This is a genomic window from Faecalicatena contorta (assembly GCF_003149105.1).
GTDB lineage: Bacteria > Bacillota > Clostridia > Lachnospirales > Lachnospiraceae > Muricomes > Muricomes contortus_C.
In genome coordinates this window covers 19,619-34,696 of sequence record NZ_QGDS01000008.1, presented here as the reverse complement: position 1 = coordinate 34,696, position 15,078 = coordinate 19,619, and the positions used below count along the sequence as shown (strand labels likewise).

At 39.6% G+C, this 15,078-nt stretch carries 18 protein-coding genes; 3 read left to right on the top strand and 15 right to left on the bottom strand.

Annotated elements, in window-relative coordinates; translation table 11 throughout:
• Nucleotides 1-7: 7 nt before the first annotated feature.
• The 3 genes from A8805_RS13630 to A8805_RS13620 all read right to left on the bottom strand — a co-directional run bounded on the left by A8805_RS13630 (nucleotide 8) and on the right by A8805_RS13620 (nucleotide 3,116).
• Entirely contained in the window at nucleotides 8-811 is an 804-nt protein-coding gene (locus tag A8805_RS13630; protein ID WP_109712047.1) for a C-type lectin domain-containing protein, read from the bottom strand.
• A 99-nt stretch (nucleotides 812-910) separates the two neighbouring features.
• A complete protein-coding gene (locus A8805_RS13625) occupies nucleotides 911-2,260 on the bottom strand; it encodes a glucose-6-phosphate isomerase (RefSeq protein ID WP_109712045.1) in 1,350 nt (449 codons plus the stop codon).
• 94 nt (nucleotides 2,261-2,354) lie between these two features.
• Nucleotides 2,355-3,116, bottom strand: coding sequence for a hypothetical protein (locus A8805_RS13620; RefSeq protein ID WP_109712043.1), 762 nt, complete (start codon nucleotides 3,114-3,116; stop codon nucleotides 2,355-2,357).
• 407 nt (nucleotides 3,117-3,523) lie between these two features.
• Between A8805_RS13620 and A8805_RS13615 the strand changes: the two genes are divergently transcribed.
• Nucleotides 3,524-3,766 carry a TIGR03905 family TSCPD domain-containing protein gene (locus tag A8805_RS13615; protein ID WP_109712041.1) on the top strand — a complete coding sequence of 81 codons (243 nt, stop codon included), beginning with the start codon at nucleotides 3,524-3,526 and terminating at the stop codon, nucleotides 3,764-3,766.
• Between the two features lie 259 nt (nucleotides 3,767-4,025).
• Here the strand turns inward: A8805_RS13615 and A8805_RS13610 are convergent, their stop codons facing one another.
• Together A8805_RS13610 and A8805_RS13605 are read right to left on the bottom strand one after the other, a co-directional pair.
• Nucleotides 4,026-4,541 carry a DUF6147 family protein gene (locus A8805_RS13610; protein WP_242992396.1) on the bottom strand — a complete coding sequence of 172 codons (516 nt, stop codon included), beginning with the start codon at nucleotides 4,539-4,541 and terminating at the stop codon, nucleotides 4,026-4,028.
• A 52-nt stretch (nucleotides 4,542-4,593) separates the two neighbouring features.
• On the bottom strand, nucleotides 4,594-5,592 hold the full coding sequence (locus A8805_RS13605; protein WP_109712039.1) for a DUF4367 domain-containing protein: 999 nt from the start codon (nucleotides 5,590-5,592) through the stop codon (nucleotides 4,594-4,596).
• Between the two features lie 151 nt (nucleotides 5,593-5,743).
• Here A8805_RS13605 and A8805_RS13600 point away from each other — a divergent pair, with 151 nt between their 5' ends.
• A complete protein-coding gene (locus tag A8805_RS13600) occupies nucleotides 5,744-6,811 on the top strand; it encodes an undecaprenyldiphospho-muramoylpentapeptide beta-N-acetylglucosaminyltransferase (protein ID WP_109712037.1) in 1,068 nt (355 codons plus the stop codon).
• A gap of 46 nt (nucleotides 6,812-6,857) precedes the next feature.
• Here the strand turns inward: A8805_RS13600 and A8805_RS13595 are convergent, their stop codons facing one another.
• Entirely contained in the window at nucleotides 6,858-7,406 is a 549-nt protein-coding gene (locus A8805_RS13595; protein ID WP_109712035.1) for an RNA polymerase sigma factor, read from the bottom strand.
• 14 nt (nucleotides 7,407-7,420) lie between these two features.
• Entirely contained in the window at nucleotides 7,421-7,828 is a 408-nt protein-coding gene (locus A8805_RS13590; protein WP_109712033.1) for an HIT family protein, read from the bottom strand.
• A 245-nt stretch (nucleotides 7,829-8,073) separates the two neighbouring features.
• Here A8805_RS13590 and A8805_RS13585 point away from each other — a divergent pair, with 245 nt between their 5' ends.
• Complete coding sequence (locus A8805_RS13585; protein WP_109712030.1) at nucleotides 8,074-8,805, top strand: sensor histidine kinase; 732 nt, start codon at nucleotides 8,074-8,076, stop codon at nucleotides 8,803-8,805.
• A gap of 21 nt (nucleotides 8,806-8,826) precedes the next feature.
• Here the strand turns inward: A8805_RS13585 and A8805_RS13580 are convergent, their stop codons facing one another.
• The 8 genes from A8805_RS13580 to A8805_RS13545 all read right to left on the bottom strand — a co-directional run bounded on the left by A8805_RS13580 (nucleotide 8,827) and on the right by A8805_RS13545 (nucleotide 15,076).
• Nucleotides 8,827-9,450 carry a rhomboid family intramembrane serine protease gene (locus tag A8805_RS13580; RefSeq protein ID WP_330405948.1) on the bottom strand — a complete coding sequence of 208 codons (624 nt, stop codon included), beginning with the start codon at nucleotides 9,448-9,450 and terminating at the stop codon, nucleotides 8,827-8,829.
• A gap of 139 nt (nucleotides 9,451-9,589) precedes the next feature.
• On the bottom strand, nucleotides 9,590-10,369 hold the full coding sequence (locus A8805_RS13575; RefSeq protein ID WP_109712028.1) for a DUF6382 domain-containing protein: 780 nt from the start codon (nucleotides 10,367-10,369) through the stop codon (nucleotides 9,590-9,592).
• 3 nt (nucleotides 10,370-10,372) lie between these two features.
• The gene (locus tag A8805_RS13570; protein WP_109712026.1) at nucleotides 10,373-10,816 is read right to left on the bottom strand and encodes a TadE family protein; all 444 of its coding nucleotides are present in this window, start codon (nucleotides 10,814-10,816) and stop codon (nucleotides 10,373-10,375) included.
• A gap of 4 nt (nucleotides 10,817-10,820) precedes the next feature.
• Entirely contained in the window at nucleotides 10,821-11,252 is a 432-nt protein-coding gene (locus tag A8805_RS13565; protein WP_109712024.1) for a prepilin peptidase, read from the bottom strand.
• A gap of 87 nt (nucleotides 11,253-11,339) precedes the next feature.
• Nucleotides 11,340-12,257 (bottom strand): TadE family protein, encoded by a 918-nt coding sequence (locus A8805_RS13560; protein ID WP_330405947.1) that lies wholly within the window; start codon nucleotides 12,255-12,257, stop codon nucleotides 11,340-11,342.
• Nucleotides 12,250-13,653, bottom strand: coding sequence for a DUF5702 domain-containing protein (locus A8805_RS13555; RefSeq protein WP_109712022.1), 1,404 nt, complete (start codon nucleotides 13,651-13,653; stop codon nucleotides 12,250-12,252). Before A8805_RS13555 ends, A8805_RS13560 begins: the two co-directional genes overlap by 8 nt.
• Nucleotides 13,619-13,819 carry a Flp1 family type IVb pilin gene (locus A8805_RS13550; RefSeq protein ID WP_109712020.1) on the bottom strand — a complete coding sequence of 67 codons (201 nt, stop codon included), beginning with the start codon at nucleotides 13,817-13,819 and terminating at the stop codon, nucleotides 13,619-13,621. Before A8805_RS13550 ends, A8805_RS13555 begins: the two co-directional genes overlap by 35 nt.
• A gap of 24 nt (nucleotides 13,820-13,843) precedes the next feature.
• Nucleotides 13,844-15,076, bottom strand: a complete 1,233-nt coding sequence (locus A8805_RS13545; RefSeq protein WP_109712018.1) for a secretion protein F — start codon at nucleotides 15,074-15,076, stop codon at nucleotides 13,844-13,846.
• Nucleotides 15,077-15,078: the final 2 nt, after the last annotated feature.

Below are 15,078 nucleotides of genomic sequence, written 5' to 3'. Positions count from 1 at the left end.
TTCCGGCCTAATTCTCGTATTCACAAATATACCCTAATTTTCCTGAATAAGCCGGTTCTGCAGCCAGCATATTATCAGGAATATCATTCCATACGAATCGCTTCTCTCCGTCAAAGAAGAACAAGTCCATATACAACTCTTCCAGACTGCCGTCCTTATAGCTTGGCTCTCCCTTTTTCCATTCATCGGAACACCAGCTATCATCAGAATTTAACTTTTCTCCAAAGAGCTTGTAATCTTCATTTACCCAGTAGTAATCTGAAGAACTACTGTCTCTTCTTCCGCCAATGTGGAAAAAGATATTCGTCATCTTCTGTTTGCTGATTTCTTTTCTGATATATTCATATTCACTTGAGCTGTTGATTCTGACAAGATACCCCCCACGGTCAATACAGTCCTGGAAAGCTTCCTGCCATGTGCCATCACTCAGAATATATTCATATCTGTGAATTCCTGTATCATCCCCAGGAATAGACGCATCATAAGTACTTCCACTATTATCTGGCATGCTGTCATCCTGGGATGGGTTTTGGGCATCATCCTGAGAATTATCTTTCTTATCGTCCCCTCCATTTGTTTCTCCGCCATCCAGCGTATCGTTTTTTGTACTATCGCCTGTACCGGAATTTATGTCATCCTTCTTATCTCCGGCATTTTTTGATTCATTCACAGATGTTGTTTTATCTGTGCTTTTCGTTTCTTTTTTCACTAGCATGGTTCCCGTCACTATACCGGCCCCTATACCCACTGCAAATACTAAAATAATTATTATAATAATCCATACCTTGCGGTTGTGCCTTAATCCTTTCATCTTCTTTGTCCTCCGTCTATTAATTTTATCATATAGAAAAACAGAAGCCTCTGATTCTAAGGCCTCTGTCTACTAGAACTTCCTACAATCCATACTATTTTATAGTCTCTTTAATAACTCTTCTCTTTCTTTTTCATATCCTGGTTTACCTAAAAGAGCGAACATGTTCTTCTTATAACTCTCTACACCTGGCTGATTAAATGGATTCACGCCGAGTAAGTATCCACTTACGCCAACTGCAAATTCAAAGAAGTAAAACAGTTGCCCCAAATAAAACTCTGTCTGCTCCGGAATCGTCACCAACAGATTCGGCACATTGCCGTCTGTATGGGCAAGAATTGTTCCATTCATTGCGCTCTTATTGATAAAATCTACCGTCTTTCCTGTCAGATAATTCAATCCGTCCAGGTCAACCGGTTCTTCATTCATGATAAGCTCTGCCTGGGAAGCCTCCACATTCAGAACTGTCTCAAATAAAATTCTATTTCCATCCTGGATAAACTGTCCCATGGAGTGCAGATCGGTCGTCAAATCTACTGATGCCGGGAAAATGCCCCGCTGGTCTTTACCTTCGCTTTCTCCATACAACTGCTTCCACCATTCAGATACATAGTGCAGGCTTGGCTCGTAATTAGCCAAAACTTCTATCGTCTTGCCCTTTCTAAGCAAAATATTGCGGACTGCCGCATATTGCAGGGCATCATTTTCTGCAAAATCATTCTCCAGTGCTTCTTTTCTTGCTGTCTGAGCACCTTCCATCAGCTTTGTGATGTCTGCGCCGCTCACCGCGATTGGAAGGAGGCCCACTGCTGTCAATACTGAAAAACGTCCCCCAACATCATCCGGTACTACAAAAGTCTCATATCCTTCCTCTGTAGCAAGATTCTTCAAAGCGCCTCTGGATTTATCAGTGGTTGCATAAATTCTCTTTGCTGCTCCCTCTTTTCCATATTTTTTTTCCAATATATCCTTAAATACACGGAAGGCGATGGCTGGCTCTGTTGTAGTTCCTGATTTGGAAATCATATTGATGGAAAAATCCCTGTCACCCACTACGTCTATTAAATCTTTTATGTATGTACTGCTGATGCTGTTACCCACGTAGTAAATCTCTGGAGACTTTCTAATTTCTTCAGAAACGATATTTGCAAATGAGTGCCCCAGAAAATCAATTGCTGCTCTTGCTCCGAGATAAGAACCGCCAATACCGATTACCAGTAACACTTTAGAATCGCTGCGGATCTGTTCCGCTGCTTTCTTAATACGTGCAAATTCCTCCTTATCATAATCAACCGGAAGGTCAATCCACCCCAGGAAGTCATTTCCTGCCCCTGTCTTTGCAACAAGCTTGTCCTTGGCCTGTGCAGCCAGTTCGCTCATATATTCCAACTCATGTTCCTGAATAAAACTACTCGCCTTTGAATAATCAAATGTAACTTTCTTAGCCATTGTTTACCCTTCCTCTCTGTATATGTTTTCATATCTTCTTGAACATTAGCAGCTCAAGAAGCATATCTAATTCTACCAAATATATCCTTCTTAATCAAGCTAAAAACTCTTCTAATATTTGGCGAATTGCTTCTTCTTTTAGTACCGGCTGCTCATCCTCCTCCACTTTTTCTTTTACCGTACGGCGGATAACTTGTCTTGCAGCTTCCCCCTTCTCCACTCTTCTTGGCTCACCCTCTATATTAATAGACAGCCCCGGGTCTTCTTTAAGTGCAGCCGCTCTTGCTGCACTCTCGGGACCTATCACATCTATATTATCTTTTTCAGTCTGTTTTGCCTTTTTGTAACGGTGCGCGCAGACATTTTCCAAATAATCAACCATATAATTCTTCGCTGCTTGTATCTTATATGCTTCGTCGGACAGCTGACTAATGACAAACAGCGCAATCATCTCTGCTGCCCCCACCGCAATATACCGGTACGTTCCCTCCGAAAATCCATTTACTATGTAATTCCCCAATGCTCCGCAAGCTGCCAGACCTCCGGAAAACCAAATGCTCTGTATCTGTAACTGTCTCCATGTGTGTATCCGGAAGAGAAATCCCCGGTATTCATATATGTATTTTCCTACAAATGCACCTACATTATCTACCGTATCGTGTATCATGCATGCATGTTCATATTTTGCCCGCACGAGCTTCATCAGTTTGTGTGTACTCTTTGACATATTGCCTGCCGCCCTTACCATACGGCGAAGAGTAAATTGATTTACAATTTTACCCAGTACCCCGATGACACCGACTGCAATCATTAAATAGAAAATGATATTGGTGTCTGCTATTAAATTTTTTAACATAACTAAGACCTCCTGTTTTTATGGTTGTGCCACAACTACCTTTTTTTGTGTGAGCTTATTATAGCCTAACTTTGCCCGTTCTGCGCAAAAACCGTTCTACATAATTCGTCACCGGCACATGATTTTAACTGGAAACATGCATATTTCAGAGTTCAGAATATAAGAAAGCATGTCCATCCTCAATCCTTAAATTTAACAAAGCATTTAGAACCACATTTTTATGAATACCTTCAGAAAGCTCTTGTCATTTTATAGGAAAATCACTCGAAAAATAGTACATAAAAAGTTCAATACGCAAAAATATACTGGTATTTTCCAGCCCGTTCTGTTATAATTTTCGTATTCTGTAAAACACCAGAATTTCATTTAAGTACGTCCCATCGTACTTGTTACAGGAGGAATACACTATGCAATACAAAACAAGGGGCGTCTGTTCCCAAGTGATAAATTTTGAAATTGAAGACGATAAAGTAAGAAATGTAGAATTCGTCGGCGGATGTGACGGTAACCTTCAAGGTATTTCCAGTCTCATAGACGGTATGGATGTCAGGGAAGCCATTTCCAAGATAGAAGGAATCCGTTGCGGATACAAAAAAACATCTTGTCCTGACCAACTCGCAGAAGCATTGAAAAAAGCAACCGGAGAATAATCCGATTGCCTTTTTATTAGAGTGCGCAGATTGGAACAATGATTTTTCAAACACACTCTTATCTCATTAAAATGAAAAATATTTCCTTTGAGCAATTGAAGCAACTACCAGGTGTAGCACATTTAAAAAAATTTGTGGTGTTTTCTCGGTACAGGTCTTCTCTATAATTTATTCGATTAATAGTTTCTCCTGTTATGTGGTACACCAGCGGTAGCTGCTTCAATTGCTCAAAGTAAAATGGGTTATGGGCTAAATAGAGTTAATTTATCCAGATTCCATCTGTTGCGGAGGTGGCTTCTTCGTATGGTGGAGTCGCTTGCATTCCAGCAACATGTGTAGCCCATACTCTATAGTAGTAGCCTTTCTCTACATTCAATGTTTTACTTGTGCAAACAAAATATGTATCATACTCACTGGCTTGTTGAAAATAAATCTGTCTCCAGGTCTTAGTTGCTTCATTGTATTGATCAACATACATAACTACAGAAAGATAATCAACATCATGATTTGCAGTTGTTCCGGCATACGCATATATCTTCCCACTCCCTGCTTTAGTAATAGAACATTCCCCGTCCATCATATGAATTCCTCGAGTACTTATCCCACCATTAGTACTCCCTGTGGAAGTATCGTCCATAGTTAAGTAGGAACCATCTACCTGAAGCTTATTATAACCTGATGCTTTAACATTCATTAAAGATATAGAAAATATACTGCAAAACACAATTAAAGTGCACAGAACCTCTAAATACTTTTTCCTCACCATTTTTCTCATTTGTACATCTCCTTAATAATTAAACAATCATCTTCTCAAAAACTTACGCGTTTTAATCAAAATAAATTAACTCTTTTATTATTTTAGTGAATTCTTCTTTACTAAATATACCTTTTAATTGATAATTTACCCCCTTATAGGAAAAGTTTGCTATAAACCTGTTTACTGCAGGCTCTTGAATCTCATATTCTTCTACCTCTATTGTTTGTCTGTCCGTGTCAATATTAAACCTATCCTTTAATATATCTTCTTGCTTCTGCCCTAAAGATGACTCAGAATCATTTAAATAAATTGTATAACGGATTACTTGTCCATTATATTTATAAAATAATTGTGCACTTTTTTGCTCTTCATCAATATTAAGGTTCTCTAAGTTCATGTTCTCCGGTTGATACCCAAAACGGACAGGCACTACCCCTAGTTTCTCCGTAATCTGCGTAAAAGCAGTTATTTTTTCACCATCTTCGGTAGGCTGTTTTTCCATATCCTTTACATTTAGAACTTTTCTGCTTTGATTACCTAGCAATCCATCAAATAATCCTTTCAAATATGACTTACTACTTATACTTGTCATATTCGTTCCCACCAGCAGAACTAAAACTGCCACAAGTGCAGCAATAATTCGTTTTTTACGGGGCATATAGAATACTTTAGCTTTCTTCCCATTACTTTTTTCATTTTTATTGAGATGTTTGTGGTATTCCTTATTTACCTCACATAAATGTTCCCCTCCTTTCTCCTTGTTTATTAATTCTCTGCCAAGCAGTAGAGCTCTTCTGTCTTCCTCAGACAAAAATTTTTCGGCGCTATAACTTGTTCCTTCAGTAAAACCTGAAGCAACCTCTTTCGAAATTTCCGGTGTAATACTTTCGGTATTTTGCCTCTCCGCACGTTTTTTCTCGTATTCTTTAATTCGGAGGAAAAGCTCCCTTTCCATCTTCTCCGACACTTTCATGTCTTTAAGATCGGGATTGTCAGAAATTTTCTGTTCTATTTCTCTGGCCTCTTTCTCTACTTCTTCTCGCAGTGATATCCTCTTATTTTGTTCCATTCTTATTCCTCTTGTTTTAATTGTTACTTCTTCTTGACATTTTATTAAATAAGTTTAATATGAAATTATATGTGTTTTATTCATTTTATGCAAGCATAACTTTAAAATTTTTAAGCATAATATAAATATTTAAATCTGGAGGTTTTTCATCATGAAACGAATTATACTTACCGGCGGAGGAACCGCCGGACATGTTACCCCCAATATTGCTCTCATCCCCCGGCTAAGGGAATTGGGCTATGATATCCAATACATAGGCTCTTATAAAGGGATTGAAAAGGAACTGATTGAACCTTTCGGTATCCCTTATCACGGTATTTCTTCCGGAAAACTCCGCCGCTATTTCAGCACGCAGAATTTTACGGACCCTTTCCGTGTCATAAAAGGATTTAGTGAGGCTCATTCTATTATTAAAGAATTAAAGCCTGATGTTATTTTTTCTAAAGGCGGTTTTGTGTCTGTTCCGGTTGTACTGGCTGGCAGGCGCTGTAAGGTTCCTACCATTATACATGAGTCTGATATGACGCCTGGGCTGGCTAATAAGCTTGCAATCCCGTCTGCTACTAAAATATGCTGTAATTTCCCCGAAACTCTTGATTCTCTTCCGAAAGAAAAATCCATTTTAACCGGTTCCCCTATACGGCAGGAATTATTATCTGGAAACAAGATTGCTGCTATGGATCTGTGCAGATTCTCTGCAGATAAGCCTGTAATTCTTGTAATCGGAGGAAGCCTCGGTTCCGTAGCTGTGAATAATGCTGTCCGTCTGGCGCTTCCTGAACTTTTAGAGCGCTTCCAGATTGTCCATCTCTGCGGTAAAGGTAAAGTAGATGATACTCTGGATAGTATGAGAGGCTACAAGCAATTTGAATATATCAAAAATGAACTTCGGGATATATTCTCATTGGCAGACATTGTAATTTCAAGGGCCGGTGCCAATGCAATTTGTGAGCTGCTCGCTTTAAGAAAGCCAAATCTCCTGATTCCACTTTCCTCACATGCCAGCCGCGGTGACCAAATCTTAAACGCACGTTCCTTCGAACGGCAGGGTTTCAGCATGGTACTTGAAGAAGAAGACCTTACAAAAGAAGCACTTCTCGAATCCGTCCGGAGCCTTTATGATAACCGCAGCTCCTACATGGATGCAATGCGGGACTCAAGGCAGCAGGACTCCATTGATACAATTATAGAACTTATAGAAAAAGTCAGTTTGAAATAATTGGAACGCGTCTAAGAAAACAGGTGGCAAAACAGCACCTGTTTTCTTAAAGCTGGTTTAATTCATCATATTCTACTCCAAACTTTTTCTTTATCCAATTTTTAGCTCTATGCAATGTACTATGAAGTACCTCTAAACGTATTCCCAATTCTTCTGCGACTCTTGCCTGTGGTACCTCAAGATAATATACCAGGGAAATCGCTTCATACCACCTGGGATTTTTCTCAAGCAGCGCTGCAAAAATGCGCCCATGCAGCTCTGAACAATCTAAATTTTTCAGTTCTTCCATGAACTCATCTTCGGCACTCCCTGCGGTTTCCTGAATATAATAGCCATCTTCTATAACTTCATCACTCAGTATCTCGCGGTTTGCTTTCTTTTTATAATTCAATGCACGATTTTTAGCAGTTGTATATAGCCACGATTTTATATTACTATGATTCAAACTATCATAATAAATATATAATTGTAGAAACGTACTTTGAGCGATATCTTCTGCTACATAATAATTGCCTGAATATGTATACGCTGCCTTCAAGACAAGATTCTTGTATTCTTCATAAATCTCGTCAAATTCACAATTCTCAGTCCACATATTATCCCCGGTTACTAACTTAACCCTTTTAATATTTCTTCTTTGTCTTCTTGTAAAAGTTTACCCATTTTCCAACCCAAACCAACACTATCACCCTTATATCTCGGAATCAGATGCATATGAAAATGATATACCGTCTGTCCCGCAGCCTCCTCATTATTCTGTACAATATTATAGCCGTCGCAGTCCAACACATTCTTAAGCCTGGTTATCATATTCTTCGCTAACACCATCACTTTAGCCGCAAGGCCTTCATCCAGATCATATAGATTCCGGTAATGTTCTTTCGGAATAATCAATGCATGCCCTTTCGAAGCAGGGCTCAAATCCAAGATAACCCGGAAATCATCATCTTCATAAAGTGTAGCAGATGGAATATCTCCTGATGCCAACTTACAAAAAATACAACTGTCATTTTTCATAACATTTCCCCTTTTCACCCTTAATAAGTATATTAATGGTAGTATAGACTATTTTTGCCAAAATGAAAAGAGCTTTTCCAAAAGCACCGCAAAACATGACAAACAACGCTTCCTCTATTAACGTTAGTCATTTGACAGGAAATTTTATTGATATATACTGTCGAAAATTGTCTATCTGATTTTATTGAATAGAACTGGCCATCGTGCTAGACTACATAATGAATAATACAAAAGGAGGTAATATAATGTTACATAATGTAGACATTAATAAGATGAATACACTTATGAAAGAAAACCCAGATGCAAAACAAATGATTAACCAATTATTGGACAACCACCATGAAATAGTGTCGACAATTGCACACGAAATACGAAATCCACTAACCCTGGTTTCCTCATCCTTACAGGTCATGGAAGCCCAGAATCCCCAAGTAAAAGAGTTCCCTCATTGGAAACAAACCATTGAAGATGTTGAATTCATATGCCAACTGCTTAATGAACTATCCTCATTTAATAATGGAAATGTTCTGCACTACTCCGTATTCTCCATCGAACGGCTTCTTAAAAATATTGCAATCTCATTTGCAATTTCTTTAGACGGCGAAGATTCCGATATAGAATTCACCTCGTCCATCCCCTCTGATCTTGGCGATTATACGGGTGATAAAATAAAACTGGAACAAGTCCTTTTAAACTTGCTGCGTAATGCCAAGGAATCCATTGCAAATGAAGGCTGTATCCACCTTTCGGCCAGCCGCAATAAAGATTCTCTGACTATTCAATGTAAAGATAGCGGATGTGGTATTTCTGATGAAATTATTGATTATATCTTTGAACCATTTAAAACCTATAAAGACGGCGGTACAGGGCTTGGATTGTCCTTGTCCAAAAAAATTATTGAATCGCACAGCGGCTCCATTTCTGTAGATTCAAGGATGGACGAAGGTTCTACATTTACAATTAAACTGCCAGTATAGAAGCGAATCTAGTACTTAATCTTAAACTGCCGATATAGGTACATGGTATTTTCTGTGATATAAAATAACTGCCGCTATAAACCCACAGACAAGTCCCCCTATATGGGCAGCATTATCTACCCCTGAGCTTGTAAATCCAAAATAGAGGCTCAAGGCTACCATGAATAAAATTCTCCGGTTTGTCAAACGTCCGACTCTCCCATGATTCTTGATAACTACCCACAAAAGCGCCCCCATAAGTCCAAAAATTGCCCCGGAAGCTCCGGCTGATACAACCACAGTATCTGTTCTGTCATTCATCCAAAATGAGAACAGATTCCCTCCCAGGCCGGCTATAAAGTAAATAAGCAAAAATTTAATTCTTCCGGTTTCAAGTTCCAGGTTCCATCCCAGAGCTCCCAGAAGCACCATGTTATTCAATAAATGTTCAATTCCAAAGTGAAGGAACAAACTGGTAAACAGCCTGTAGTATTGGTGCCCTTCTGATATATACGGTCCGTATACTGCACCATGATTCAACATAAACACAGTATCTTCCGTATCTCCCAAAAAAGTAAGGATTAAAAATACGGCGATATTTATCACAATCAATGTTGTAGTACATACTGCCTTTTTTTCCTGGTTCAAACCAATACCCCTTTTCATATTTTATATCTTCTTGAACATTAGCAATTCAAGAAGTATACCTTATTGTACATTAGCAGTTCAATAAGTATACCCTCTTGAACACCAGTAGTTCAAGAAATACATCTTATTTGAACGTTAACGGTCCAATTAGTTTATATTATAAGGGTTTCTCGGTCTCGTGTCCATCTGTTTCCAAGATTAAATCCTTCCAGTTGCCCCACCGTTTCTTTTTTAATCTAACGGCAGTCTTTTTCCAGGAGCTTAGCCAGCCTCCCATTTCGCGGATAGTCTCTACATCTCCTGCCTGTTCATATTCTTCCTCATCAACCGAAAATATATTATCCTCCTGCAGAGTTTCTCCTCCTTCATTTGTTTTTCCGGCATTGTTGTTATTCCTCTTTTCCTCATGCATTCTATATTCACTCATTATCTTTTCCAGGTCATAATTTTCCTGCAAAGTTGCTTTATGAAGTTCATATGCCAGCAAAATTCCTTCAGTTTCTTCATAATCCAACCTCTTAACAAAGTATTCCGTCATAACATGAAATGCTTCACATAACGTTTTTTTTCTTCCGGGCAGATAACAGAAAAACCAGTTGTTTTCTCCTGAAAACACAAACTCCGGGTACAGCAGAAGGCCATCCGGATTCAGCATATAATGGGAGAGCAGCTTCACAACCTCTATCAGACGATTTACAAAAGCCAGCATGTCCTCCTTTTTGATTGCAGAAGTCTCAAACATTGCTTTCATTGATACCATTCCCGTCACCACATAGCTATATCTGCTTTTTCCATTTATTCCACACCCTGTTATTTCCAGTAAACCCGAGATTTTGTTTTCTCTCAGCATATGTATCTGATAGTCTTCCTCATATAAACGGGGTAAATCAATATGTAGGCATACCCTGTTTAGTTCTTTTTCATATCCTGCTTTCATTTTCTACTTCTCCTGTTCCAATAGTGATTCTAACTGCCTTTTCTTTCTGATTTTTTTCTCCGGTTCAGGGACTACTGCTTTTTGCCTTACAGAAACACGCATCTGTTTTTTTCCCGCCCAGGCCGTAATCTCAATCCACTTCTTTCCCTCTGTAATCTCAACCTCAGTCAAATGAAGCAGGGTTAGCTTCCCCTCTACCCGTTCTCTATAAAAATTATGCAGGTCCGCTTTGTTCTCTCCTTTCTGCCTTTCTATCTGCGCTCCTAACACTGCCGTTTCACCTGCTGCTCCAATCAGAATATTTTTATCATGATAATAGAATATTGTATATATGGTTAATAAAAGCATTAAAACCACTATTGGCATTATATAAGCCATCTCTATTGTAATACTTGCTTTTAATTTTCTAGTTTTGTTTAATGTTCTATATTTGTTTGATATCCTCAACGAATTAAAATCCTCCAAACCACAGCCAAATTGAATAGGATATCAGTAAAAATGGAACAAAGGGATATCCTGCTTTTCTGTCTAGTCCTTTATATATCAGAAATATGACTGCAAAGGCAGAGGAGAATAAAAACGCGCCCAGCAATACCCCCAGAAGATTCCACAGCCCCAAAAAGATTCCCATTATTACAATCAACAAACTGTCTCCATATCCAAACGCTTCCCGGGTTATTCTGCTGATTACCAGAAATATTGCCCCAGCCCCTGCTCCTGCCAGCACTAAAACGAGTGGTACTTCCGTTTGGCATGCCCGTACCATAACTGCTCCTGCCCCTCCTGCCGCCAACAGCCATAACGGTACTCTTTGCAGCCATATATCTATAATCGATAATACGCACAAATATACAGCATATCCTATCTGGCTCACTTCAGACATTCTTTATAACCTCCTCTTATACTTGTCTCAAATATTCCTTTTGTCCTTCTCTCATACTCATCTCAGGCATTCGTGACACTTTACTTTCTATTTTGAACATCTGCTGCATCCTCCTCTTATACCAACTTCAGATTTTCTCACGGCATAAATGGTCCGTTTTAATCCACTGCAATTTAACGAATTGTGGTACTTTCCTCCTGTATTCGTGATATATACACCTGCAAAGGTATTCCCATGTACACATTTCCCGCATTTATAATATCTGCCCCCATCTTCATTGCGGAGTCCGGAAAGTTCAGCATAGGGGACAAACTTAATGGACAATTGTAAATAAGTACATTGATAATCTTCATGGTAGACCAGTGCCGTATCTGTAATATATACAATTTGGCTGTCTTCCTGGCCTCCATCTCTTTTGGAATATCCTGTCCATGCCTTTACCTTCATCTCTTCCCGAAATTTTGCAGTTAGATTGGTGAACTTTGGAAAAGGCAGGCGTACCTTATATTCCACAACAACATAAATCTCTCCGCTTAACACGGACATATGTGTCTTAAGACAGCTAATCCCCGAGCTTCCTCCTGCCAATATACTTCTTTCAATTCTGTCGGCGCCTACAGAATCAATAATGTCATGCTTTAGCTTAATGACATTTACTACAGGAAGTATTATTGCCTCCTCCGCGGCAGTCTTTGCCGCGCTTTGCACTCCCTGACGTATACTAGTCCGTATAGACTGTATTTCCAGCAGGTAGACTAAACTCAGAACTGCAAACAGAAAAATAGGAATAACCAGCGCCGCTTCTACTGTTACACTTGCTTTTGAACTCCATGCAGATGCCCTTTCTTGATTTGACTTGGATGGGTGTTTATTTGATTGTGACATCGCAGTTTTTCCTTTCTTAATATTTTTTATATGTTGGGATGTTCCTGCCAGAAGGGATGCCTGGCAGGGTTTTGGAGAAAGGGCATCTGCATGGGATTCAAAAGCCATTCTTTTATTCATATCCAAAGTATACGGGGAATTGATAAGTAAGCCCTTTACGTATTTCTGCTTTATTTTGTAATTTCAGTTTTACTACACATGAGTCCACACAAAAGTTCTCAGCCTCTTTTTCACTCCTCATATTCTGTTCCACCCTGTCCAATGCTTTCATAGTTAATTCACCTTCATTTTCTAGAAATAGAAGAATCCTTAAATAGTCTTTATAGGTAAGTCCACCTTCTGCGTCCATTCCTTCCTGCATATCCTCCCCGGTTCCCAGTGTTATGAGAGCGGAAAGTGACAACTGCCAGTTTTCATTGTTTTTTATCAGTGCCGCTTTTTTGCCTGACAGAAGCACCCGCAAGTCCACCACACTCTCGCCAAAAGCCCAGGCCGCCAGCAAAGCTTGCTTGATAAATCCCGATACTGCTGGTAAACCTGCAAGGACAGATAAGCTTAATGCCATTGCTTCTGCTTCTGCCTGCTTGACAGAATCAGACTGCAAATACAAGTAATTGATTCCAAACCGGACTGCGAGCAGTTTTTTTACTACAGCTTCCAGATTTTCTACATCTGAGCTGCTTCCACCTATCAGATATTCCAATTCATACGATAGACTTCTGTTCTCGCCTTTACTCTCCGCTGCATTGCCAAATTTCTTTAGAAGATACTCATGGAACAGTAAACGATCTTCTATACCATTTATGTTCTGCCTGATATAAAAACTCCCCCGTCCACCTCTTAAATTTCTGCTGCTCACTTGTTCCTCCGGAACAATTCCCCTTGCTGATACCTGAAATTCTTTAGGAAGTACAAGCTTCAAAATACCGGATTGCTTCAGTTCTTCTATATGATGGAGAGGATTCTCTTCCTCCGGCAGCATAATCTCACTTTCTTCCACGAACTCTTCCAACTCCATATTCACTTTCTCATTTTCTTGATTTGCTTCTTCCCCCTGCATCTCCTGTTCCTTCCAAACACCCGTTTTACCAGCCAATTCACGGATAATAGAGATCCCGTATGCCTGTTCCATATATTCCAATACCTGTTCCCGAAAAGCACTTCCCTTATTATCAGATAAATATTGGATTCCCTGAATATCATGTTCAATGCCGGCAGTTCCATAATAGCGCATATGATCCAGCAGGTTTTGTTCCTGAAAGGAACCTGTCCCATAATTGCCGTCAATTGCCAGAATTTCATATTCTTCCAGCAGTTCCTTTTGATATTCCCCGAATATAGAAAATATTGCATTGTCCACATCAAGGCGTTTTTGATTCTTTGATACCTGTATCACCGTACTTTCCAGCATTGCGGTAATAAATGAAATGAGGAGAACAAAGATAAGGCTCAAAAATGCTGTGACTTCGCCTTTTGCCAATTTAAATGCCTGCACTTTCACTGGTAATTTTTTCAAAAATGGAGTTTACTAAGCTGATTAGCTGTGTTTTGAATATTAAGATAAGGGCAATAATTACGACCAGAATTAAAATCATTTCAACAACAGAAAGCCCTGCGTCATCCTCCAATAAATTCCTGATAAAAATCCATTTTTGCCTTATTTTATTTCTAAGACTCTTCATATATTTCCTCCTTTTGGCTTATGCCTAAATCTGTATAGTTAAAAACGCTGGGACAACAATTATAAGCAATACTACTGCCAGCATCATAAACATAGGTCCCAGCAACTTTGTGCCCGCCTCTTCCCCTAACCTGCGTGCCTGTTTTTTCCTCTCCTCAAATGCGTCCAGAGCTTCACGCCTAAGTAAATCGCTCATTCCTTTTGTCCCCTTTCGGAGGTTTTGAGATAAAAGAGCACCAAATTTCCGGTAAGAAGGCAGTGAGCACCTGACTCCAAATCTCTCATAACATTCTCCTTCAGAAATGCCGCCCTGCATTTCATGCATGGTATATACCATTTCTTCATATGCAACACGTATATCTTTTTGGCTTCTTTGGTTTTCATAATCCTGCACCATTTTGAACCACGCTTTACGTACCGCCATACCTGCACCAAGAAATAGTGTAAACTGACTGACAAGCTGAGGATAATCAGCCGCCAGTTGTTTCTGCCTGTCCTCTATCCTTTGCTTTTCCTTCTGCCGTTCTAATGCATAGATGGAACCGGAAGCCACAATTCCTAATACAAACAGTCCTAAAGCACGGGAGTTTCCGGTATACCTCCAGACGGCAGGTCTCCCGTCCAATTGGTCGGGAAGTGTAAGATATGCTTCTTCCCTGGTTTCCTCTTCGTTTTTCTTGATCTGTCGGTTCAACTTTTGAAATGCTTTTTCCCTTGTATTCAGCTTTGGGGGGTAGATGTTAACATAAAATGAATGTACCGCTTCCTGTTCCCCATATGAAAGCAGCGCATGAAGCCCTACGCTTGTCCCCTCCTCCTTCAAACCTTCCGGCTGCAGCTCACCCATGAGATTTATAACTTCATAATTATCTATCTCCCAGGTGACAGCAATATCCGAATCCGGGATCTTGTTTACCAAATTCAGGTCGTGTCTGATTTCATCCAATCCGGTGTTTTCTCCCAGGATTAGCTCTTCTAACTGTTTTGCAGCATCCTGAAAAATTTCAGGAAGTTCCTTTTTACTATACTGCTGTTCCCCAACCTCCACTGTCAAAGTCTCCTTCTCCTTACCCAGGCGGACTTCCAAATCTACCTTCCGGCTTCCCAGACCGTACCCTCCCCGTTCCAAAACATACTTTCCTTCTCCATTTTTTCCCGGCACATGATGATTATCTGCAAGGAATAACAGTATAGATACTGCACTTACCCCTAAAAATACCATGCCCATTCTTCTATATACGGAACTTCTTTTATTCATAC